This window comes from Erwinia sp. AC075 (genome assembly GCF_979253995.1).
Map to the genome: position 1 here is coordinate 2,784,361 of NZ_CEEDEU010000001.1, position 23,442 is coordinate 2,807,802.

At 55.5% G+C, this 23,442-nt stretch carries 19 protein-coding genes; 7 read left to right on the forward strand and 12 right to left on the reverse strand.

What is annotated here, in order from left to right:
* Window positions 1-50: 50 nt before the first annotated feature.
* Together tsf and rpsB are read right to left on the reverse strand one after the other, a co-directional pair.
* Entirely contained in the window at window positions 51-902 is an 852-nt protein-coding gene (gene tsf / locus AC0IXH_RS13315; RefSeq protein WP_013200845.1) for a translation elongation factor Ts, read from the reverse strand.
* Between the two features lie 196 nt (window positions 903-1,098).
* The gene (gene rpsB, locus AC0IXH_RS13320) at window positions 1,099-1,824 is read right to left on the reverse strand and encodes a 30S ribosomal protein S2 (RefSeq protein ID WP_013200844.1); all 726 of its coding nucleotides are present in this window, start codon (window positions 1,822-1,824) and stop codon (window positions 1,099-1,101) included.
* 332 nt (window positions 1,825-2,156) lie between these two features.
* On the opposite strand from rpsB, the gene map reads away from it, so the two are divergent.
* The 4 genes from map (at window position 2,157) to AC0IXH_RS13340 (ending at window position 7,377) form a co-directional block, all read left to right on the forward strand.
* Window positions 2,157-2,951 (forward strand): type I methionyl aminopeptidase, encoded by a 795-nt coding sequence (gene map / locus AC0IXH_RS13325; protein WP_013200843.1) that lies wholly within the window; start codon window positions 2,157-2,159, stop codon window positions 2,949-2,951.
* A gap of 123 nt (window positions 2,952-3,074) precedes the next feature.
* The gene (gene glnD, locus AC0IXH_RS13330; protein WP_013200842.1) at window positions 3,075-5,720 is read left to right on the forward strand and encodes a bifunctional uridylyltransferase/uridylyl-removing protein GlnD; all 2,646 of its coding nucleotides are present in this window, start codon (window positions 3,075-3,077) and stop codon (window positions 5,718-5,720) included.
* 114 nt (window positions 5,721-5,834) lie between these two features.
* The gene (gene dapD, locus AC0IXH_RS13335; RefSeq protein WP_013200841.1) at window positions 5,835-6,659 is read left to right on the forward strand and encodes a 2,3,4,5-tetrahydropyridine-2,6-dicarboxylate N-succinyltransferase; all 825 of its coding nucleotides are present in this window, start codon (window positions 5,835-5,837) and stop codon (window positions 6,657-6,659) included.
* A 325-nt stretch (window positions 6,660-6,984) separates the two neighbouring features.
* Entirely contained in the window at window positions 6,985-7,377 is a 393-nt protein-coding gene (locus tag AC0IXH_RS13340) for a DUF3461 family protein (RefSeq protein ID WP_013200840.1), read from the forward strand.
* 132 nt (window positions 7,378-7,509) lie between these two features.
* Here the strand turns inward: AC0IXH_RS13340 and AC0IXH_RS13345 are convergent, their stop codons facing one another.
* From AC0IXH_RS13345 to dgt, 3 genes are all read right to left on the reverse strand, one after another.
* On the reverse strand, window positions 7,510-8,667 hold the full coding sequence (locus AC0IXH_RS13345; protein WP_013200839.1) for a CdaR family transcriptional regulator: 1,158 nt from the start codon (window positions 8,665-8,667) through the stop codon (window positions 7,510-7,512).
* A 173-nt stretch (window positions 8,668-8,840) separates the two neighbouring features.
* A complete protein-coding gene (degP, locus tag AC0IXH_RS13350; RefSeq protein WP_013200838.1) occupies window positions 8,841-10,298 on the reverse strand; it encodes a serine endoprotease DegP in 1,458 nt (485 codons plus the stop codon).
* A gap of 145 nt (window positions 10,299-10,443) precedes the next feature.
* The gene (dgt, locus tag AC0IXH_RS13355) at window positions 10,444-11,949 is read right to left on the reverse strand and encodes a dGTPase (protein WP_013200837.1); all 1,506 of its coding nucleotides are present in this window, start codon (window positions 11,947-11,949) and stop codon (window positions 10,444-10,446) included.
* Window positions 11,950-12,069: 120 nt separating this feature from the next.
* Between dgt and mtnN the strand changes: the two genes are divergently transcribed.
* Together mtnN and btuF are read left to right on the forward strand one after the other, a co-directional pair.
* Window positions 12,070-12,768, forward strand: a complete 699-nt coding sequence (mtnN, locus tag AC0IXH_RS13360; protein WP_013200836.1) for a 5'-methylthioadenosine/S-adenosylhomocysteine nucleosidase — start codon at window positions 12,070-12,072, stop codon at window positions 12,766-12,768.
* Window positions 12,761-13,558 carry a vitamin B12 ABC transporter substrate-binding protein BtuF gene (gene btuF, locus AC0IXH_RS13365; protein ID WP_346567001.1) on the forward strand — a complete coding sequence of 266 codons (798 nt, stop codon included), beginning with the start codon at window positions 12,761-12,763 and terminating at the stop codon, window positions 13,556-13,558. The genes mtnN and btuF overlap by 8 nt, the downstream gene beginning before the upstream one ends.
* A 50-nt stretch (window positions 13,559-13,608) precedes the next feature.
* On the opposite strand, the gene AC0IXH_RS13370 is transcribed toward btuF, so the two are convergent.
* The 3 genes from AC0IXH_RS13370 to clcA form a co-directional block, all read right to left on the reverse strand.
* Window positions 13,609-13,821, reverse strand: a complete 213-nt coding sequence (locus AC0IXH_RS13370) for a hypothetical protein (RefSeq protein WP_346567021.1) — start codon at window positions 13,819-13,821, stop codon at window positions 13,609-13,611.
* Window positions 13,822-13,988: 167 nt separating this feature from the next.
* A complete protein-coding gene (gene erpA, locus AC0IXH_RS13375) occupies window positions 13,989-14,333 on the reverse strand; it encodes an iron-sulfur cluster insertion protein ErpA (protein WP_041691911.1) in 345 nt (114 codons plus the stop codon).
* Window positions 14,334-14,422: 89 nt separating this feature from the next.
* Window positions 14,423-15,862: a H(+)/Cl(-) exchange transporter ClcA gene (gene clcA, locus AC0IXH_RS13380; RefSeq protein ID WP_134823503.1), complete on the reverse strand. Its 1,440-nt coding sequence runs from the start codon at window positions 15,860-15,862 to the stop codon at window positions 14,423-14,425.
* 171 nt (window positions 15,863-16,033) lie between these two features.
* Between clcA and hemL the strand changes: the two genes are divergently transcribed.
* Window positions 16,034-17,317, forward strand: a complete 1,284-nt coding sequence (hemL, locus tag AC0IXH_RS13385; RefSeq protein ID WP_471720557.1) for a glutamate-1-semialdehyde 2,1-aminomutase — start codon at window positions 16,034-16,036, stop codon at window positions 17,315-17,317.
* Between the two features lie 108 nt (window positions 17,318-17,425).
* On the opposite strand, the gene fhuB is transcribed toward hemL, so the two are convergent.
* The 4 genes from fhuB to fhuA are packed head-to-tail and all read right to left on the reverse strand — an operon-like array spanning window position 17,426 to window position 23,333.
* Window positions 17,426-19,405: a Fe(3+)-hydroxamate ABC transporter permease FhuB gene (fhuB, locus tag AC0IXH_RS13390; protein ID WP_013200831.1), complete on the reverse strand. Its 1,980-nt coding sequence runs from the start codon at window positions 19,403-19,405 to the stop codon at window positions 17,426-17,428.
* Window positions 19,402-20,286, reverse strand: a complete 885-nt coding sequence (fhuD, locus tag AC0IXH_RS13395; RefSeq protein WP_013200830.1) for a Fe(3+)-hydroxamate ABC transporter substrate-binding protein FhuD — start codon at window positions 20,284-20,286, stop codon at window positions 19,402-19,404. The genes fhuB and fhuD overlap by 4 nt, the downstream gene beginning before the upstream one ends.
* Window positions 20,287-20,294: 8 nt before the next feature.
* Window positions 20,295-21,089, reverse strand: a complete 795-nt coding sequence (fhuC, locus tag AC0IXH_RS13400) for a Fe3+-hydroxamate ABC transporter ATP-binding protein FhuC (RefSeq protein ID WP_013200829.1) — start codon at window positions 21,087-21,089, stop codon at window positions 20,295-20,297.
* A 48-nt stretch (window positions 21,090-21,137) separates the two neighbouring features.
* On the reverse strand, window positions 21,138-23,333 hold the full coding sequence (fhuA, locus tag AC0IXH_RS13405; protein ID WP_471720558.1) for a ferrichrome porin FhuA: 2,196 nt from the start codon (window positions 23,331-23,333) through the stop codon (window positions 21,138-21,140).
* Window positions 23,334-23,442 lie beyond the last annotated feature (109 nt).

Here is a 23,442-nt window from a genome sequence, read left to right on the forward strand (position 1 = left end):
AACGAAAGACAGATAAAAAAGAACCGCCGATTGGCGGTTCTTATCGTTCATTAAGACTGCTTGGACATCGCCGCAACTTCTGCTGCGAAATCTGTTTCAGCTTTCTCAATGCCTTCGCCCACTTCAAAGCGGATGAAGTTAACAACGTCTGCGTTTTTCTCTTTCAGCAACTGGCCCACAGTTTTAGATGGGTCAATAACGAAAGGCTGGCCAGTCAGAGAAACTTCGCCGGTGAATTTCTTCATGCGGCCTTCAACCATTTTCTCTGCGATTTCTTTCGGCTTGCCAGACTGCATGGCGATGTCCAGCTGAACCTGGAACTCTTTCTCAACCACTTCAGCAGACACATCTTCAGGCTTAACGAATTCTGGCTTGCTGGCAGCAACGTGCATTGCCAGCTGCTTAACCAGCTCTTCGTCAGCGCCGGTAGCGGCGATCAGAACACCGATGCGAGCACCGTGCAGGTAGCTACCCAGCACATCGCCTTCCAGGATGGAAACGCGACGGATGTTGATGTTTTCACCGATTTTAGCAACCAGTGCAACGCGCTCTTCTTCGAACTGGGCTTTCAGCACTTCAACGTCAGTGATTTTGCCCGCAGCAGCAGCGTCCAGCACTTTGTCAGCAAAGGCCTGGAAACCACCGTCTTTAGCAACGAAGTCAGTCTGGCAGTTTACTTCCAGAATCACGCCGAAGTTGCCTTCGATTTTGGTTTTGATCACGCCATCAGCAGCAACGTTGCCTGCTTTCTTAGCAGCTTTGATCGCGCCAGATTTACGCATGTTCTCGATCGCCAGCTCGATGTCGCCGTCAGCTTCAGTCAACGCTTTTTTGCAATCCATCATGCCAGCAGCAGTACGCTCGCGCAGTTCTTTTACCAGAGCAGCGGTAATAGCAGCCATTCTATAATCCTCGGTTAGCTTGCATCGGTCAGCGAGAGCCTGAGAGGTTCGCCACTGATGCCTGGTCTCGGGAGAAACATTCTGCCCCGCCGTAATCATAACCGGCAAAGCGAATTCGAATAAAATAAAGGGGCCAATGCAGGCCCCTTACAGATTAACATCTGACGTCTAAGGGCTCTCGGGAGAGCGATCCTTATTACTCAGCTTCGGCGAATTTTTCTTCAGCCTGCTGAGCCAGGTCCTGAGAGCGACCTTCACGTACAGTAGTCGCTACTGCAGTCAGGTACAGGCTCACAGCACGGATTGCATCGTCATTACCAGGAATGATGAAGTCAACGCCGTCTGGATCAGAGTTGGTATCAACGATAGCAAAGACTGGGATACCCAGGTTGTTTGCTTCTTTGATAGCGATGTGTTCGTGGTCAGCGTCAACAACGAACAGTGCGTCAGGCAGGCCGCCCATGTCTTTGATACCGCCCAGGCTATTTTCCAGCTTGGCCAGTTCGCGAGTACGCATCAGCGCTTCTTTCTTGGTCAGTTTATCGAAGGTACCGTCCTGAGACTGGATTTCCAGGTCTTTCAGACGTTTGATGGACTGACGAACGGTTTTCCAGTTAGTCAGCATGCCACCCAACCAGCGATGGTTTACGAAGAACTGATCGCAGCTCAACGCAGACTCTTTTACTGATTCGCTTGCAGCGCGCTTAGTACCAACGATCAGGATCTTACCTTTACGGGAAGCGATCTTGTTCAGTTCAGCCAGAGCTTCGTTGAACATTGGTACAGTTTTCTCAAGGTTGATGATGTGAACCTTGTTACGAGCACCGAAGATGAATGGCTTCATTTTCGGGTTCCAGTAACGGGTCTGGTGACCGAAGTGTACACCGGCCTTGAGCATGTCGCGCATGGAAACAGTTGCCATGATTACCTCTATAGAATGATTTGGGGTTAAGCCTCCATGTATCCCATACAACCGACCCGGCAGACTGCTTACGCAGGCGTTCAGGCACCCCGGAGTATGTGTCGATACATGTGTGTTATTTACACATAATGAGAGTTATGCGTTTCCCTGTAGAACTTCCCTACAGAGAATCGTCGGCGCGCTTTATACCACAAAGCGCCCTGTGAAGCCAAGTTTTGTTAGCAACAGCCCACCCTGACACAAACTGCAATTGGCAGAGCAAGGGTGGGCTGCTACCATTGCTGCACTTCCTTTATTATTGTCGAAAATAGCGACAACTGCGGACAAAATTGATGGCAATTACAATTAAAACCCCTGAAGAAATCGAAAAAATGCGCGTGGCGGGCCGCCTGGCTGCTGAAGTGCTGGAAATGATTGAAGAACACGTGAAGCCGGGCATCAGCACCGGTGAACTGGATCGCATTTGTAACGATTACATCGTCAATACGCAGAAAGCGGTCTCAGCCAGCCTGGGCTATCACGGCTTCCCAAAATCTGTCTGTATCTCGATTAATGAAGTGGTTTGCCACGGCATCCCTAGCGACGAGCGCATTCTGAAAGATGGCGATATCGTCAATATCGACGTCACGGTGATCAAAGATGAGTATCACGGCGACACCTCAAAGATGTTTATCGCCGGCAAGCCAACCATCCAGGGTGAGCGCCTGTGCCGCATCACTCAGGAGAGCCTGTATCTGGCGCTGCGGATGGTAAAACCGGGCATTCGCCTGCGGACCATTGGCCGTGAAATCCAGAAGTTTGTCGAAGCTCAGGACTTCTCCGTGGTGCGCGAATATTGCGGTCACGGCATCGGTAAAGGCTTCCATGAAGAGCCACAGGTACTGCATTACGATGCGGATGACGGCGGCGTGGTGCTTCAGGCCGGTATGGCGTTTACCATCGAACCGATGGTTAATGCCGGTGATTACCGCATTCGCAGCATGAAAGATGGCTGGACGGTAAAAACCAAAGATCGCAGCCTGTCGGCGCAGTACGAGCACACCATTGTGGTGACAGAAAACGGCTGTGAAATTATGACACTGCGCAAAGATGACACCATCCCGGCCATCCTGACGCACGACGAGTAACCGCTCGTTAAATAAAAAAACCGGCTGAGGCCGGTTTTTTTTGATCTCAGGCTGGTGCTGGCGCTATTGTCAGTGTTGATTTTTCCTATTCTGACTCGCAGAGCATTTAGCAGGAGCACTGGCGTGACCAAAACCCTCAAGGATTACAAGAAGTCTGGCTCCCCTGCCCACTGGGCTGATGCGGAGTTGACCCGCGAATCCCTCAAACAACACCTTGAGCAATTTCATCAGCTGCTGGCCATCGAGTTTGATGCTGGCGCAGAGGTGGAAGCGCTGATTGATGCACGCACACTGTTTATTGACCGCCTGTTGCGACGCCTGTGGCGCTTTTATGGCTTCCCGGAAAAGGACGGCATCGCGTTAGTGGCAGTAGGTGGCTATGGTCGTGGTGAACTGCACCCGCTTTCCGATATTGATGTGTTGATCCTCAGCCGCCTGCCGCTCTCCGAACAGGATGCCCAACGCACCAGCGAATTACTGACGCTGATGTGGGATTTGAAGCTGGAAGTCGGCCACAGCGTGCGCACGCTGGAAGAGTGTCTGCTGGAAGGTCTGTCCGATCTGACGGTGGCCACTAACCTGATTGAGTCCCGCATGTTGACTGGCGACGTGGCGCTGTTCCTCGAGCTGCAAAAGAACGTCTTCAGCGATGGCTTCTGGCCGTCTGACCGCTTCTTTGCCGCCAAAATTGAGGAGCAGCAGGAGCGCCACCTGCGCTATCACGGCACCAGCTATAACCTCGAACCCGACATCAAAAGCAGCCCCGGTGGCCTGCGCGACATTCATACCCTGCTGTGGGTGGCCCGCCGCCATTTCGGCGCCACCTCGCTGGATGAGATGGTCGGTTTTGGCTTCCTGACCGACGTGGAGCGTAATGAGCTTAACGAGTGCCAGACGTTCCTGTGGCGCATCCGTTTTGCCCTGCATCTGACGCTGCCGCGCTACGACAACCGCCTGTTGTTCGATCGTCAGCTGACCGTGGCTCAACGCCTGAATTATCAGGGCGAGGTGAATGAGCCGGTCGAACGGATGATGAAGGATTTTTACCGCGTCACCCGCCGCATCAGCGAGCTCAACCATATGCTGTTGCAGCTGTTTGATGAGGCGATTCTGGCGCTGGGCACCGATGAAAAACCCCGCGCCATTGACCATGAGTTCCAGGTCCGTGGATCGCTGATCGATTTGATTGATGAAACGCTGTTCGCCCGCGAGCCGGAAGCAATCATGCGGATGTTCTACGTCATGGTGCGTACGCAAAGTATCACCGGCATCTATTCAACGACGCTGCGCCAGCTCAGGCATGCGCGTCGCCATTTGAAGGAGCCGCTGTGTAACATTCCGGAAGCGCGTCAGCTGTTCCTTGCCATCCTGCGTCATCCGGGAGCCGTCAGCCGGGCGCTGGTGCCGATGCATCGCCACAGCGTGCTGTGGGCGTATATGCCGCAGTGGGCCAACATTGTCGGACAGATGCAATTCGATCTGTTCCATGCCTATACCGTTGATGAACACACCATTCGCGTGCTGCAAAAGCTGGAAAGTTTCGCCAGTGAAGCCACGCGTCCTCGTCATCCGCTGTGTGTTGAGATTTGGCCGCGCCTGCCACAGGTTGAACTGCTGCTGATGGCCGCGCTGTTCCACGATATTGCGAAAGGACGTGGCGGCGATCACTCCATTCTCGGGGCGCAGGATGCGCTGGAATTTGCCGAACTCCACGGGCTTAATTCCCGTGAAACCCAGCTGGTCGCCTGGCTGGTTCGCCATCATCTGCTGATGTCCGTCACCGCTCAGCGTCGGGATATTCAGGATCCGACCGAGATCCAGCAATTTGCCGAAGTGATGCAGAATGAGAATCGCCTGCGTTACCTGGCTTGCCTGACCGTTGCCGATATTTGCGCCACTAACGAAAACCTGTGGAACAGCTGGAAACAGAGCCTGCTGCGCGAACTGTTTTTCGCCACCGAGAAACAGCTGCGTCGGGGTATGGAGAACAGCCCTGACCTGCGTGAACGGGTACGTCATCACCGGTTGCAGGCGCTGGCGCTGCTGCGGATGGACAATATCGATGAGCAGGCGTTAAACCATATCTGGGGACGCTGCCGTGCCGACTATTTCCTGCGTCACACGCCAAACCAGCTGGCGTGGCACGCGCGCCATCTGATGAATCACGATCTGACCAAACCGCTGGTGCTGGTCAGCCCGCAGGCAACCCGAGGCGGCACGGAGATCTTTATCTGGAGTCCGGATCGCCCATACCTGTTTGCCACGGTAGCCGGAGAACTGGACCGACGGAACCTCAGCGTGCATGACGCGCAGATCTTCACCAGCCGTGATGGCATGGCGATGGACACCTTTATCGTTCTGGAACCGGATGGCAGTCCGCTGGCTGCCGATCGCCATGAAATGATCCGCCAGGCGCTGGAGCAATCCATCAGTCAGACCAGCTGGCAGTCACCGCGTCCGCGCCGCCAGTCATCCCGGCTCAAGCATTTCAGTGTCGATACTGAAGCCAAATTTTTACCGACCCATACCGATCGCCGAACCTATATGGAACTGATCGCGCTGGATCAACCTGGGCTGCTTGCCAGAGTGGGTGAAGTGTTCGCCGATCTCGGTGTTTCGCTGCACGGCGCACGCATCAGCACCATTGGCGAACGCGTCGAGGATTTGTTTATTCTGGCGAACAGCGAACGTCGTGCCCTGAGTCCGGAATTGCGTGAAGTGTTGCAACAACGGTTGACAGAGGCCCTTAATCCAAACGATAAAGTGTGACCCAGATTTAATTTTTAACACGCCTTGTGGGGCAGAGTGAGCGGATTCGGCCAGCCGAAAACCGCGCAACCTTCCCGCACCTGGAACACGATTTGACACAGGAAATCTGAATTAATGCAACAATTACAGAATGTTATTGAGAGCGCTTTCGAGCGTCGCGCTGAGATCACCCCCGCTAACGCCGACACCGTCACCCGCGAAGCGGTCAGCCAGGTTATCGCCCTGCTGGACAGCGGTGCCTTGCGTGTCGCAGAAAAGATCGACGGTCAGTGGGTGACGCATCAGTGGCTGAAGAAAGCCGTGCTGCTCTCGTTCCGCATCAATGACAATCAGGTGATTGACGGTGCAGAAAGCCGTTTCTACGACAAAGTTCCGATGAAGTTTGCTGACTACGATGAAGCGCGCTTCAAGAAAGAAGGTTTCCGCGTTGTGCCACCCGCCGCCGTGCGTCAGGGTGCCTATATCGCCCGTAACACCGTGCTGATGCCGTCTTACGTCAATATCGGTGCGTATGTTGATGAAGGCTCAATGGTGGATACCTGGGCGACCGTGGGTTCTTGTGCGCAGATTGGTAAAAACGTTCACCTGTCTGGCGGCGTGGGCATCGGTGGCGTACTAGAGCCACTGCAGGCTAACCCAACCATCATCGAAGATAACTGCTTTATCGGCGCACGCTCAGAAGTGGTTGAAGGCGTGATCGTTGAAGAAGGCGCGGTGATCTCCATGGGCGTGTACCTCGGCCAGAGCACCAAAATCTACGATCGCGAAACCGGCGAAGTGACCTATGGCCGCGTGCCAGCAGGTTCTGTTGTCGTTTCAGGTAACCTGCCTTCGAAAGACGGCAGCTACAGCCTGTACTGTGCGGTTATCGTGAAGAAAGTGGACGCGAAAACCCGCGCGAAAGTCGGCATCAACGAGCTGCTGCGCACTATCGACTAACGTCATCCGGGCCACCTTCAGTGGCCCGTAATCTTTTCTTTACACTTCCCCCAGCAACTACCTGTTTCGCGCATCGAAATAACTGATGCTATTGCGCAACAACTGAGCGATAATCCGCGCCGTTAAGCGCACAGACGCTCCCCCATCGCCTCCAGATTTCACAGTTTTCACCTTGAGTACGGGATGAGCGAGCTCAGCAAAGACATCGCGACCAGGCACTGCCACCGCAGCGTACATGCATTACGCAAGCACAGGCATGCAGGGTTAACGCCGGATTTGTAACGCGCAGCCGAATCGACAATCTCCCGCAAAGGAACACGACATTATGTATGACAATCTGAAAGGTCTGGGCATCTCTTCTCCTGACGACATCGACCGTTACAGCCTGCGTCAGGAAGCCAGCAACGACATCCTGAAAATCTATTTCCGTAAGGATAAAGGCGAGTTCTTTGCCAAGAGCGTGAAGTTTAAATACCCACGTCAGCGCAAAACCGTGGTGGCCGATAACGCCAGCCAGGGTTACAAAGAAATTCAGGAAATCAGCCCGAACCTGCGTTATGTGATTGATGAGCTGGACCAGATTTGCCAGCGCGACCAGGTTGAAGTGGATCTGAAACGTAAAATTCTGGAAGACCTGCGCCATCTGGAGCACGTGGTTTCCAACAAAATCAGCGAGATCGAATCCGATCTGGAAAAGCTGACCCGCAGCGGCCGTTAATTACCGGCAATCTGCAACAGAAAGGCGGAGATCACTCCGCCTTTTGTTATGCCTGAAATATTCCCTTCCGCAGTATCCCTACGCGTCACGTCGCAACGTCTTTCGCTAAAGCCTTCCCTGCCCTTCCCTCACTCAAGGCTGTTCATCAAGCTGCAGCGCAACATACAACAGCAACCGGTCGTCAAAATTACTCAGGTTAAGCCCGGTCAGCTCAGAGATGCGGTTCAGACGGTATTCCAGCGTATTACGGTGGATATACAACGCTTTAGCGGTCGCCGACGGCTGGACGTTATTGCTGAACCAGGAAATCAGCGTTCTTCGCAGCAATCCGTTGTTGTCCATCGACTTGAGTTTCGCCAGCGGCAAAGATAGCTCATTGGCCTGCCAGCCTCCACGCAGGCTGTCGAGCAGTACCGGTAACACCAGGTCCTGATAGAAATAGCTGCGTTGCTCGGGCATCCGCTGCTTGCCCACCACCATGGTGGTATGCGCGGTACGGTACGAACGGGCGATACTGCCCGGCCCGGTGAAGAAATTCCCTAAGGCGATACGCATCCGCAGATGGCCACTTTCGGTCATGCGTGACTGTAGCAGCTCCACCCGCTTGCGGTGATCGTCGGCATCATAGCGGCCATGGGCGTTAAACGCCGGTTTGAGCACTACCATTTCGGTCAGGGAAACTATGGCAATCAGATTGTCCCTTTCGGGCGTGGTCAGCAGCGTTTGCAGCTGCTGCAGTTCCGACATTGCGCTGTCTACGCCCAGCTGGCCACTGTCCACTTCAACGACCGCCACAACCCGGGGTTGGTTAAGGTCGATGCGAAGACGCTGCGCCCATTCCACCAGCGCGGGCGACAGCGTGTCGCTGCGGATCAGGTTCAGCACCAGCTCTTCTCGCAGACGGCTGTCCTGCGCCAGCATATGCAGCAGGCGGGCCTGTTCCAGCATCATTTCCGCGGTCATGCAGACCAGCTCGCCATAATGCCTTAAGGTTTCTGGCGCGCCGGTGAGACCGATGACGCCAACAATATCGCCGTCGATGCGCATCGGCAGATTGATGCCGGGCCGAACGCCGTGCAGATGTTTCGCCACGCCTTCGTCGATATCCACCACGCGCGCCTGCGATAACGCCAGCAGCGCGCCTTCGTGCATTTCACCAATACGTTCGCGGTCACCGCTGCCGATGATCCGGCCACGCGCATCCATCACATTGACATTGCTGTCAATAATTTGCATGGTGCGGGCGACAATGTCCTGTGCCAGGCGGGCATCGAGATGATAGGTAGCCATTCACTGCTCCTGAAAAGCGTTATTCAGTCAGCATACCTGTGCAATACCGACGGTACATTGTGCATCTGCACTAAGCGGCGTTTGGTCTGTGAAAATTGCGGGGAGCATCACAAAGAGAAGGGATTAACGCGGGCATAAAGCGGTGCCGGCGACGGTCGCCGGCACCTGAGGGTTTACTGCATCAGCAGGTAGATTGTGCTGTCACCACGCTGAATATTCAGCGCCAGTACTGAAGGTTTGGTATCGAGGATCTTGCGCAGTTCGCCAAGATTCGCAATCGCCTGTTGGTTAACGCCGAGGATCACATCGTCCTTCTTCAGACCAATGCGTGCAGCGGCAGAGCCGGCCTTCACGTTATCGACCTTAACGCCTTTGGTGCCCTTCTCGTCAAAGTTGCTCAGATCGGCGCCTTCAATGCCGGTGTAGATCGTTGCCGATTCCACTTTGGTCTGAGTACTTTGCTGAAGCTCAACGTTCACCGTCACCGGCTTACCGTCACGGATCAAGCCCAGCGACATTTTGGTGCCCACCGGCAGCGATCCAATCTGCGCACGCAGTGCGGAGAAGCTGGAGATCTGCTTACCGTTGATCGACGTCACCACGTCACCCGCCTTCACGCCCGCTTTAGAAGCGGAAGAGTTCGGCAGAACCTGGCTGACAAACGCCCCACGCTGGGCATCGACATTCATCGCCTTCGCCAGCTCGGAGTTCAGCTCGGTACCCATGATGCCCAGCTCGCCGCGTTTCACCTGGCCATATTCAACCATCTGCGCGGTCAGGTTTTTCACCATGGTACTTGGGATAGCGAAGCCAATGCCGATGTTGCCGCCGTCCGGTGCGAGGATCGCGGTATTGATACCGATCAGTTCACCGTTAAGGTTGACCAGCGCGCCGCCGGAGTTACCCCGGTTGATTGCGGCATCGGTCTGAATAAAGTTTTCGTAGTTTTCAACGTTAAGGCCGCTGCGTCCTAATGCAGAAACGATCCCGGAGGTGACCGTTTCACCCAGTCCATACGGGTTACCGATCGCCACGGTGTAGTCGCCCACACGCAGATCGTCAGAATCAGCAATCTTAATGGCCGTCAGGTTTTTGGCATCTTTTAGCTGGATTAACGCAATATCTGAACTTGGATCTTTGCCGATGACTTTCGCATCATATTTGCGGCCGTCGCTCAGCTGAACCTGGATTTTGGTAGCATTGTTGACCACATGATTATTGGTCACGACATAGCCTTTCGCGGCATCAATCACCACTCCCGAGCCCAGCGCACGGAATTTCTCCTGCTGGGTTCCGGCTCCGCCCTGATCCTGGCCCTGGTCTTGTCCCTGGCCCTGCGCACCGCCGCCCTGACACATCGGAGAGCTCTGGAATGGCGAGCCGTCCTGACAGAATGGCGAGTTATCACCGAAGAACTGCTGGAACTGTTGTGGCATACGCGGCGTTTTCACCGTGGTACTGCCTTCAACATTGATGCTCACAACGGAGGGCATCACTTTTTCGAGCATCGGAGCCAGGCTTGGCAGCTGCTGGCTGGAGGAAGAAGCGGTTTCGGCTGCGGAAGCAACCAGCGGGGTCATCGCCATTCCCAGGCTCAGAGCCAACGCGCTTGCTAAAAGTGTTTTTTTCATGCGTCTGTTTCTCTAGTGTCCAATTATGCAACCATTGCTGTGGTCGTGATGATGAGATTCACGTTTTAACGCTAAGTTCATGAAAAAGTTTCAGCCAAAGGTAAATATTTATTCTCTGGCTTTACAATTCAACCGGGCGTAAACGTTATTCCACCGCCATCAGGCGGCGATACTCATCCCATGCATATAAATCCGTCATTCCGCTGACGTAATCCTGCAGCATTCTCGCCCGGTAATAATATTCCCAGATAGCGATATCGCCCGCGCGATTATCCAGACGACCCACGGCCTCACTATATGCCAGACGAAAGCGCGTCGACAATTTATGGAAAAGGCGTGTCTCAATCGGATAGCCTTTTAAGTAATCTTTTTCGATCAGTTCGGAAAATTCGTCCTGACTCAGCATCAGTAAAGGGTGATAAATATCCAACAGCCCTTTGATCACACGATAGCCTTGCAGCTCGAGCTGTTCAACGTCAGGATGGTTAAACACATGACGAAAGGCAACTTTTTTGAAAATTTCCAGTAACTGACTCTGGGCATTCCCATCTTCCAGCAGTGCGCCATTGAATTTCCCGTCAAAGACTTCCGGCAAATTATCAATAAAGCGGCTGGCCGCATGTGGCACCAGGCGGGAAACCGTATTCACCCGCAAATACATAAAGAACTGATCTTCACTGCTGCGGCTGGTTTGGGAACTTCTGGATTTATCCAGCGCGTTGGTTACCACTAAATTGAATAAATCATTCGGCTTGTGGCTCGGCCATAATGCATATAAGTGCTCGTAAAGTTGCTCAACGCTGAAAATGTTTTTTTCAACCGCATCCTCAAGATCGGCCACGCAATAAGAGATATCGTCCGCGGCTTCCATGATATAGGTCAATGGAAAGCGACAGTGCGGTTGAAGATCCAGTTCTTTGCGTAATCTGGCGACGTATTCTGCTTCCGCCAGATAATATCCCGGCTTTTTCATCAGATAATCGTGGCCTGGCGGAATTTTTCCTCTGTGCCACGCCGGACGGGTATATTTCAAAATACAGCCCACCTGTGCCCAGGTCAGGTTCATTCTTAACAGCGAATGCACCATGCGGATCGCCTGCGCATTTCCCTCAAACTGGGATAAATCTTGACGAATCTTTGCACGAAGATCGTTAAAGCCATCGGTTTGATAGCGCAGGACTTCCGGCTCACAACGGTCTGCGCGATCGTCTGGCGGGAGAAAATCGTTATCCATCCGCTGACGGAACCAGTCATTGATCGCCGATTCACCAAAATGGCCGAAAGGCGGATTGCCGATATCGTGCATCAGGCAGGCCATTTCAACGATGCTTTCAAACGGACCGGTTAGCTGATCCAGACCGTAATTTTCCAGCTGTCCTGACTCTTTCAGACGGGTCAGGATCTCTTTGGCGATATAACGTCCAACCTGTTGCACTTCAAGGGAATGAGTCAACCTTGAGCGAACGGCGGCATTGCGTTCAAGTGGGAAAACCTGGGTCTTCTGCTGCAAGCGGCGGATAGCCGCCGAATTGATAATGCGCCCGCGGTCGCTCTCAAAAATACGCAGAATCTCATGCTCGTCTTTCATTCCCTGCATCGGGCGATAACGGCGCTGATAATTGATCTTTTTTCTGAAGTCGATTTCGGTCATGCCTGCTTCCCGTTGTCCGGCACCAGATTCAAGCCTGGTACGCGTGATGCCTTTCATCCTGCCATGATAGACTATGCGCCGAAACCACAGATTAATTCCACAACATTAGCGAGTATCCCTATGAAAGCAGGCATTATTGGTGCAATGGAGCAGGAAGTGACTCTGCTGCGCGACAAGATTGAAAACCGTCAAACGCTGACGCTGGCAGGCTGCGAAATTTATACCGGGACGCTCAATGGCGTTGAGGTTGCGCTGCTCAAGTCGGGCATCGGTAAAGTCTCTGCCGCGCTCGGAACGACCTTGCTGCTGCAACTCTGCAAACCCGATTTTATTATCAACACCGGCTCTGCGGGTGGGCTGGCGCCTTCACTGAAAGTGGGCGACATCGTGGTGTCGGATGAAGTGCGTTATCACGATGCGGATGTGACTGCCTTTGGCTATGCGCCAGGTCAGATGGCGGGTTGCCCGGCGGCCTTCACTGCGGATGCAAAACTGATTGAAGCGGCTGAAGCCTGTATTAAACAACTCGGCCTGCACGCGGTTCGTGGTCTGGTGGTCAGTGGTGATGCGTTCATTAATGGTGCTGAACCGCTGGCGCGCATTCGCTCTACCTTCCCAGATGCTATCGGTGTCGAAATGGAAGCCACGGCGATTGCCCATGTCTGCCATCAGTTCGACGTGCCGTTTGTAGTGGTTCGTGCCATTTCCGACGTGGCCGATCAAGAATCGCACCTGAGCTTTGATGAATTCCTGGTGGTCGCGGCAAAACAATCCTCTCTGATGGTAGAAACCCTGCTGACCAATTTGTCACGTGGCTAAGCGTTTCTTCGCCTGTCTGCTGCTGCTGGCCTGTTTTGCCACAGCAGCGGCATCGCCCCGGGTGGTCACCCTGGCCCCCAACCTGACAGAACTGGCGTTCGCTGCCGGGATTACCCCAGTTGGCGTCAGCGCCTGGTCCGATTATCCGCCTGCCGCGACGCACATTGAGCAAGTGGCAAACTGGCAGGGCATTAATACCGAACGCATTCTGGCCCTCAAGCCTGATGTGGTGCTGGCCTGGCGCAGCGGCAACCCCAGCCGTCAGGTGGATCAACTCAGCGCCTTTGGCGTCAAAGTCGTGTGGATTGACGCCACCCGGGTTTCTGAAGTGATAGCCAACCTGCGGCAGCTTAAGAACTGGAGCCCCGATCCGGCGAAGGCCAATGCGGCCGCGGATAGTTTGCTTCAGCAGCAGCAAACCCTGAGCCGTCGCTATGCCGGCCTGCCAAAGAAGAAGGTGTTTTTACAGTTTGGTCAGCATCCTCTGTTCACCGCCTCGGGCAGAACGGTGCAGAATGAGATTTTGCAGCTGTGTGGTGGGGAGAATATCTTTGCTGACAGTCGGGTCGCCTGGCCGCAGGTGAGCCGCGAGCAGGTGCTGATGCGTAAACCCGACGTCATTGTGACGGGAGGAGAGGCAACGCCCGCAGAAGTCGAAAACTTCTGGCATCCGCAATTAACGGTACCGGTGATTATTGTCAATGATGACTGGTTCAGTCGCCCCGGACCCCGTATTATGCTGGCAGCTCAACAATTGTGCAGCCAACTGCATTCAGAGCAAAAACCCTGAAACCTTAAAAACCGCATCAAAGCCGGTTAAAGTTTCAACAAAATTTGTCGTTAATCAAATAACGAGGCGGCGAAATATTTTATTCTCGCTGCCCAATTTTTAGGCGAAAGCCCTGATTTTTCTCCACCAGGAAAGAACATACAATGAAAGCCGTTTATCTGGCCCTTGGCCTTATGATGGCTGGTCATGCCTGTGCTGCGTCCATAACGGGCAGCATTGGGGTCAAACTGACCATTTACTCGCAATGTCACATTGACGGGCAAAGCACGACACCAGCAAACTCACCCTCAGTAAACTGCGGCCAGCAGCTATCGGCCCAGCCAAAAGTGACTGAAACGGTACTCTCTGCAAAGAGTCGGGATCGGGAAGCGTCGAAGTTGATTACGGTAGAATGGTAGGAACCCCGGCTTAAGCCGCCGGGGCAACATCATCAGATGCTGAACGAAGAACCACAGCCGCAGGTGGTTTTCGCGTTCGGGTTGGTCACAATAAACCGGGAGCCTTCAAGGCCTTCGGTATAATCGACTGCGCCGCCAACCAGATACTGCAGGCTCATCGGGTCTACAACCAGCGACACGCCCGCTTTCTCAATGGTCATATCGCCATCGTTGATCTTATCATCGAAGGTAAAGCCGTACTGGAAACCGCTGCAGCCACCACCGGTGATATACACACGCAGTTTCAGATCCGGGTTCTCTTCGTCTGAAATCAGATTTTTGACTTTACTGGCCGCTGCTTCAGTAAACTGCAGGGGCAGAGCTATATCGTCACTCATTTAATACTCCAGTATGCATTCAGGCGGTTGCCTGCCAGGTCATAAATCGACCATCTATCGCATCATTATCTTATACACAAGTATAGCAATCAAGTATCCGCCGTTTTCACTGCCGCCTGCGTGGCACTCTGTGCTGCCACTTTGTCATCATCTTTCTGCTGCTGTTTTGCCAGTGTCCGCGCCAGAAGTGAGGAATAGAGCGGTTTGCCGCCAAGAAACTGTGCCAGTAAGGTTGCCCCTAAACAGGTAATAATCATCGGCAGAATAAGCTGATAATTGTCGGTCATTTCTAAAACCAGCACGATCCCGGTCAACGGCGCCCTCACCGAAGCGGCGAACAGCGCTCCCATTCCGGCAATGGCAAACGTACCGGCCTGCAGATGATAGGCCGGAAACAGAGAGGCGCTGGCCATGCCATACGCCGTGCCGAGCAGCGTGCCCAGCGCCAGCATCGGGGCAAAAATACCGCCCGGCGCGCCGGAGCCGAAACAAAGCAGCGTGGTGACTACGCGGGTGATAAAGATAAACAGCAGCATGCCGACGGTATAATTTCCGGCTGCGGCAATCGGGATCAGGTTAAAGCCCCCGCCCGCCGCTTCTGGCTCAATCACGCCCAACACGCCACAGATACCGCCCAGCACGCCGCCGATAATCAGGACTTTGCGCATGTTGCCGCCATGCAGGCGCTGAAACATATCCTGGGTGCGGAAAATCAGCGTGTTAAACAGCACGCCGACCACACCGAACAGCATTCCCAGCAGCAGATAGAGCCAGAGCGTATTCACCGGTGCATTCGCCAGTTTGCCGACTTCAATTACCGCGCCTTCACCGTTGAAGATGCGGAAAACAATGCTCGACATGATGACGCCAATAAAAACGGCCTTGATCGAGATAACGCTGTAGCGAAACTGCAGCCGCATCTCTTCGATAATAAACAGGATGCCGGCCAGTGGCGCGTTGAACGCGGCGGACAGTCCGGCAGCCGCGCCCGTGGCCAGTAACGAGTGGCGGGCTTCGGTGCTTTTCATGCGGAAAATATCCAGCACCATGCGGCCGATATTCCCGCCCAGCTGAACGGTCGGCCCTTCCCGCCCCAGCACCATGCCCGCACCCAGCGCGCCCATGCCGCCGACAAACTTAACCGGGATCACGCGCCACCAGCGAACCGGACGTAACTCTTCCAGCGCGCCTTCAATTTCCGGGATGCCAGAACCTGAGGCTTCCGGCGCAAAGCGCCTGACCAGGTAGTAACCCACCATCGCCAGCAGCGCAGAGAGAATGAACGCTAACGGGAACACCAGCACCCAGTGCTTCTCCACCGTGGCCAGCATCGACAGGCGTTGGCTGACCACCGCGTTGACGGCCTTTTCGAACGCCACCCCGACCAGGCCCGCCAGGGTGCCAACAATACCCGCCACAATCAACACCGCAGCGGGTGTCTTATCCTTGCGCAGCAGCAGGCGTAAAAAGTCGCCCCGCCGCGCCGGTACGGTGTTCAACTGCTCAGTAGATGACGTCGTTTCGTTCATATCCTGTTCATTGTTCAGTAAAGGCAGGCCAATATCTTACTCCGCTGCGTGGCGATGTCCCGGGGAAAATTCCTCTCTAATCGTGTCAAAAGCGCGACTTGCCTTTTATCCGCCCCCCATGTTCCCTTAGAATGGTCGGGTTTTTCTTAATGCATCCTCAGGAGCGGAACCATGAGTAAGTCTGAAAATCTGTATGCTCAGGCGCAGCAACTAATTCCCGGTGGCGTGAATTCCCCGGTGCGCGCGTTTAGCGGCGTTGGCGGCGTACCGCTCTTTATTGAACGCGCTGACGGCGCTTACTTATATGATGCCGATGGCAAAGAGTACGTCGACTACGTCGGCTCCTGGGGCCCGATGGTGCTGGGTCATAACCATCCTGCCATCCGTGATGCGGTGATTGAAGCGGCCCAACGCGGCCTGAGCTTCGGTGCGCCGACCGAGATGGAAGTGAAGATGGCGAAGCTGGTCACCGACCTGGTGCCCACCATGGACATGGTGCGTATGGTGAACTCAGGGACCGAAGCGACCATGAGCGCGATCCGTCTGGCGCGTGGCTTCACTCACCGTGACAAGATCATCAAGTTCGAAGGCTGCTATCACGGCCATGCTGACTGCCTGCTGGTAAAAGCCGGTTCAGGTGCGTTAACCCTCGGCCAGCCGAATTCTCCGGGCGTGCCTGCGGATTTCGCCAAGCATACGCTGACCTGTACCTACAACGATCTGGATTCGGTGCGCGCGGCCTTTGAGCAATACCCGCACGAAATCGCCTGTATCATCGTTGAGCCGGTTGCCGGCAACATGAACTGCATTCCACCACATGCTGACTTCCTGCCAGGCCTGCGTGCGCTGTGCGACGAATTTGGTGCGCTGTTTATCATTGATGAAGTGATGACCGGCTTCCGTGTGGCGCTGGCTGGCGCTCAGGCGCATTACGGCGTGAAGCCCGATCTGACCTGCCTCGGAAAAATTATCGGTGGCGGCATGCCGGTAGGCGCCTTTGGTGGCCGCCGTGACGTGATGGAAGCGCTGGCGCCGACTGGCCCGGTGTATCAGGCGGGAACGCTGTCCGGCAACCCGATTGCCATGGCGGCGGGTTTTGCCTGCCTGAGCGAAATTGCCAAGCCTGGCAGCCACGACAAGCTGACCGCGCTGACCACGCAACTGGCGGACGGCCTGCTGGCGGCAGCGAAAGGGACCGGGATCCCGCTGGTGATGAACCACGTTGGCGGCATGTTCGGTCTGTTCTTCACGTCGGCGAAAGAAGTGACCAGCTACCAGGACGTGACTGAGTGTGACGTCGAGCGCTTCAAGAAGTTCTTCCATCTGATGCTGGAAGAAGGCGTGTATCTGGCACCGTCGGCCTTCGAAGCGGGCTTTATGTCTCTGGCGCACAGCCAGCAGGATATCGAACGCACAGTAGATGCGGCACGCCGGTGCTTCGCTAAACTGGCCTGATCGTATTCGCGCTGACCAACGTGCTTCCGCCCAGCGGATAGCACGTTACCCATAAAAAACGCCAGACGGTGACTCGTCTGGCGTTTTTTTTAGCGGCGGGATTTGCCCTCACACCTTACGCAACAGATAAACAAAGTAAGGTGCGCCGATAAACGTCGCCAGCAGCCCTGCCGGGATCTGGTTCGGGAAGGCCACAATCCGACCACTCCAGTCCGCTATCGCCATTAACCCCCCGCCCATCAGCGCGGCCATGACCACCTGCGGCACCGCGCGGCGGAAGCCCAGCATTCTGACAATATGCGGCGCCATCAAACCGATAAAGCTCAGCGGACCAATGGTCAGCGTCGCCGCCGCGGTTAATCCGGCCGCCAGCAGCAGCAGAGCAAAGCGCGAGGGTTTCAACGCCACACCCAGCGCACGGGCGGTCTCTCCGCCTAGTGGCAGCAGCGTCAGCCAGCGGCGGCAGAGTGGCACCAGGGCCAACAACACCACGGTGATTATCACCGTGCGCCACGCCTGCGCCGCATCAACGCTGTAGGTCGACCCGGAGATCCAGGTCATCAGGTTCGCCATGCGCGGATCGCCACTGGCTAACAGCATCAGCAGCAGCGTGGCAAAAGCGGTACTCAGCGCCATTCCCGCCAGCAGCATCCGCTCGGGCGAGAATCCGCCGCGTCCGCCAACCACCGTAATGATCAGCAGCGTCACCGCCGCACCCAGGCTTCCCGCCGGCAGAAGCCAGCCGAAGGCATCACCAGGCACCAGGAACAGCATTACCACCACGCCAAAAGCCGCGCCGGAACTGATCCCCAGAACTTCCGGGCTGGCCATTGGGTTGCCGGTCAGACGCTGGACAATGCATCCCGCCACGCCCAGCATCATGCCAGTGGCGATGGCGGCGACCAGACGCGGCATTCTCCACGGCAGCAGCTGTTGCCAGAGATCGCCGGACACCCAGCTCCAGCCCTGAGCATCGCGACCGAAGCTTAACGCCACAATCGACAGAACCAGCAGCACGCCGCCGCCGATGGCCGCCCACAGCCAGACATTATTGCGCTCGGCCGGAACGCGGTCGCCATAACTGGTCGATGGCGGTGTCCCCGCCGTCTTCAGACGAGGCAGTAACCACAGCAACAGCGGCGCGCCAATCAGCGCAGTTGCGGTGCCGGTAGAGACTTCCTGCCAGTTATCGGTCAGCCAGATCACGATCTGATCGGCCAGCCACAGCAGCAACATGCCAATCAGCGGTGCCAGTAACAGCCGACTCAACAGGCGCCGGGCACCGAGCATTTTTGCCAACAGGGGCGCGAAAAGGCCAATAAAGCCGATGATCCCTGCGGCGTTGACCAGTTGTGCGCTCAGCACAATCGCCAGTGCCAGCACGCCAAGCCGGGCAGCCGATAAGGCCAGTCCCAGATTTTTGGCGACGCCGTCATCCAGTCCCATCAACGCCATTGGGCGCAGCAGCAGCAGCGAAAGCACAAAGCCCACCAGCAGCTTCGGCCAGATAAAGCTGACGCTGTGCCAGTCCATCTGATTCAGCGTGCCGGTACTCCACAGAAACATGCTTTGTAGCCGTTCGTGATTGAACAGCCCGAGGATCTGATTCACCGCGCCGCAATAGAGCGACATCACCAGTCCGGCGAGGATCAGCGTCACCGGCGAGAGGCGTTTGCCCCAGGCGATACCAAACACGATCAGTCCGACGGCAATCGCGCCGACCATCGCGGCGATCTGCTGGGTAAACAGGCCACCGGGCAGGCTCCAGAGGGTAACCACCGTCAGGCCCAGCTGTGCGCCGGTCGCCACGCCCAGCGTGGTGGGTTCGGCCAGTGGGTTGCGCAGCACCTGCTGGAACAGCAAACCGACCAGCCCCAACCCCGCGCCAACCAGCAGAGACAGCGTCAGCCGTGGCAGCAGGCTGAAGTGAAACACCATCTGATCCACGCGATCGGGATCCGCTGAATAGAACGCCTCGCGCCATTGCGCGACGGGTAAATGCTGGTTCAGGTTGTAAAAGGTCAGTCCGGCGGTCACCAGCAACAGGGCGGTCAGCAGGAGGAATGGGAAACGCAGTGTGGTTTTCATGCGGTCACCAGTGCACTGCTCAACAGCCGGCTAAAGCGCATCGCAGACAGCGTGCCGCCGTAGAACCACACCTGAGGAACGCGGTGGAAACGATTTTTGCGCACGAAAGGCATCGACTGCCACAGCGGCGTCGACGTCACCTGCGCCATCATCAGATCCTCGCCATGATCGAAGCAGACCACGTCCACATCTTCAGCAATCGACGCCAGGCGTTCAATACCAATCACCGCACTGCCCCAGAAGTTAGTTTCGCCTTGCCAGGCATTTTCCAGCCCCAGATCGCCCATGACCTGCAGGAACAAACTGCCTTTGCCAAACACCAACGTGTGGCGGGGATCCAGTACCGACATCAACAGCACCGGGCGTTTTGGCCGATAGGACAGCTGATTTTTCATCTGCGCGGTAAAGTCGTCATATTCCGCGAGGTGCTTCTGTGCCACAGGCACCCGATCTAACCGCCTGGCGAGCTGCATCAGCGACTCACGGGCGACGGTCAACGGCTTGCCGCGATCGTCACTGAAGGCAAACCCCATGCTTGGGGCAATCTTGTTGAGGGTGTCGACAGAAGGACCATAGCCAGAGGAGTAAAGCAGCAACGAGGGCTTCATCTGAATCATCAGTTCGATGTTCGGTTCGGTTCGCAGCCCGACATCCACCGTCGAAGCCGGCAGCGCAGGCTCACCCACCCAAAGACCGTAGTTGTAGAGTTCAGCGGCACCCATCGGCGGCACGCCGAGGGCCATCAGCAGCTCCGTCGGCCGCCACTCCAGCGAGATAATGCGCTGCGTGTCGACAGAGGCGGCAGCCTGCGTTCGCAAGGCTGGCAACAACGGGGAAAGTGCCATCGCCATCAGCAGGCGTCGGCGAATTAAGTCCGGCATGGAAACCCTTAGTAAACGAAGCTCACCGGCGCACCGCCGTTAGGGTGAGGCAGGATCCCCATCGGGATACCATAAATTTTGTTCAGCACATCGGCCTGCATAATCTCAATGGCATCGCCCTGGGCAATCACCCGACCACTGTGCAACGCCACCAGATGGTCGCAGTAACGAGCGGCAACATTGATATCGTGCAGGACGGCAATCACCGTCAGTCCGCGCTCACGGCTCAGACGTTGGATCAGCGCCAGCACCTCAATCTGATGGGCGATATCAAGCGCCGAGGTCGGCTCATCCAGCAACAGGCAGCGGCTGTTTTGTGCCACCAGCATCGCTATCCAGGCACGTTGACGCTCCCCGCCGGAGAGGCTGTCTACCAGGCGTTGAGCAAAAGGCTTAAGTCCAACCAGCGTAATCGCTTCCTCGACCCGCTCACGATCTTCTGCGCCATACCGGCCCAGCGCGCCATGCCAGGGATAACGCCCCATCGACACCAGCTCGCGCACCGTCATACCTTCAGCCGGCGGAAGCTGCTGCGGCAAATAGGCCACCTCACGGGCGAACGCTTTACTTTGCCACTCTGAAATCGTTTTACCGTTCAGCAGAACCTGGCCTTCTGTGGCCGGATGGTGTCTGCCAAGCAGCTTTAACAGCGTCGATTTCCCGGAGCCGTTGTGGCCAATCAAGCCACAGACTTTCCCGGCAGGAAAGGTCAGTGACAGCGGCTGCAACAGCGTTCTGCCCGGGACGGTAAACGAGGCATTATTAAGCGAGAAGATTGTTTCTGTAGCGTGCGGATGAGACATAGCGGTCTTCTGATTGGTGGGCGCGGCGAACCGCGCCCGATTTAAAGATTAGAAACGGAAGGTCGCTGTTCCAACGACCTGGCGTTCCGCGCCCCAATAGCAGGCATAGTCGCGATAACAGCTGGCAACGTAATCACGGTCAAACAGGTTATTCACGTTAACCGCCAGGGAAGAGCCCGGCAGACCAAAGCGGCCGAGATCGTATTTCACTAACGCATCAACCGTGGTGTAGCTGGCGACGTTAAAGTTCTGATTCGCCTTGTCACCGCTGCTGTACAACCCTTTACTTTCACCAACATAACGTACGCCGGCACCAACGGTCAGGCCTGAGAGCGAGGTTTCATTGAAGGTATAATCGGTCCACAGTGACGCCATGTTCTTAGGCACCTGCACCGGCGTTTTACCCTGCAGCAGCGTGTCGTGCGTATATTCCGCATCGGTGTAGGTGTAAGCGGCCGTGACGTTAACATTGGCATTAACCGCGGCTTTCGCTTCCAGCTCAACACCACGAGAACGGATCTCGCCACCCTGATTACTGAATAAGACGTTGTCTGGATCGGCCGTCAGGTTCTTGGTTTTGGTCAGCTGATAAACCGCACCGGTGATCACGATTGGGCGATCTTTCGGAACGTACTTCACACCGGCTTCATACTGTTTAGCCCGTGAAGGATCAAACGGTTGGCCGTCGGCAGTGGTTCCAGAGGTCGGAATAAAGGATTCGCTGTAGCTGAAATACGGCGCCACACCGTTGTCGAACACATAGTTCAAACCACCACGCCAGGTAAACGCCTGATCGTGATTTTTGGTTTCAGTATTGCCGTTACGGTTAAGGGCTGAGGTCATGGCGTAGTCGTAGCGGCCACCCAGCGTCATTACCCAACGATCCCACTCCATCTGATCCTGCGCATACAGGCCGGTTTGTTCCTGCTTATTCAGATACTGGTAAGGGAAATTCAGGGCGTAAGCATCATTGCCGTATTGCGGGTTCAGAGCGCTCAGCGGCGCGGCGGAACCAAAGTTGCCGTCAATGTCGTTACGGGTACGCTGGTAATCCACGCCCAGTAACAGGGTATGGTCGACATCGCCGGTGCCAAATTTGGCCTGCGCCTGGTTATCCACAGCAAACTGATTCAAGGTTTCTTCAGAAAGCGCCACACCACGGGTAATGGTGTTGTTGGTTGCGTCAAAGCCGTTGCCATAGATGCTGCGATAGTCGGTACGCAGGTCGGCATAGCGCAGGTTCTGACGCACGGTCCAGGTATCGTTAAAGCTGTGCGAGAAGTTATAGCCAATCATTTTGGTGTTACGGGAGATCTTGTTGCTGGCCTCGCCTTCATCAAAATCAGTTGGCAACTTCTGCGAGCGGCCGTTGGCGTCGGTAATCGGCACCACGGTGCCTTCACGAGGCAACCAGCCGTAGTAGCCCGTTTGCGGCTCGTTCTGGAAATAGGTTAACAGGGTGAAGTTGGTGTTGGCATCCGGCTGCCAGCTAAAGGAAGGCGCGATGGTATAGCGTTTTTCCTTCTGCATATCCTGCTGCGCATCCTGGCTCCATGCCTGGCCGGTCAGACGATAGGAGTAAACACCCGCGTCATCAATGGCGCCGCCGAAGTCAAACCCGGTAGAGAACAGGTTATCGGTGCCCATCTTGAACTGGACTTCGCGCAGGGTTTCGGTCGTTGGGCGTTTGCTGACCAGGGCAACCACGCCGCCTGGGTTACTTTTGCCATACAACACAGACGCCGGGCCGCGCAGCAACTCAGCGCGCTCCAGGAAGTAAGGGTCGATGGCAAACTCAGAGTAGTTATCACCCTGCAGTTTCAAACCGTCGAGATACTGGTTGGTATTGGTTTCGCTGAAGCCACGGATCGACAGCGCATCAATCACATTGGAGCTACCGCGGTTACCGGTCAGCACGCCAGGCGTATAGTTGAACGCCCCTTTGACGGTACTCACACCGTGCAATGCCATCTCTTCGCTGGTCACTACGGAGACAGACTGAGGATTCTTTTCGATCGGCGTATCGGTTTTGGTGCCGGTGGCACTGTGCTTAGCCGCGATGGTTGGGGCGGGTCCCCAGGCACTTTCTTGCGGCGCGGTGCTGTTCGCATCGGCGCTAACCGTCAAGGTTTGTTCATTGGCAGCATAAGCAGAAGAGGAAATCGTCATTGAAACAAGGAGAGCCAGACGACGTTTTGAGGTATTCACTGGCAAAGATAAACGATCAAAAGACAAAGTAGCCATTTAGCATTTCTCTGAATGAGATTGATTGAATGTAAACGTAAACGAGAATTATTATTATAACGATTGGATAATATGCGAACTGGCGGCGTTTCTGCAAGAAGAAATGCCC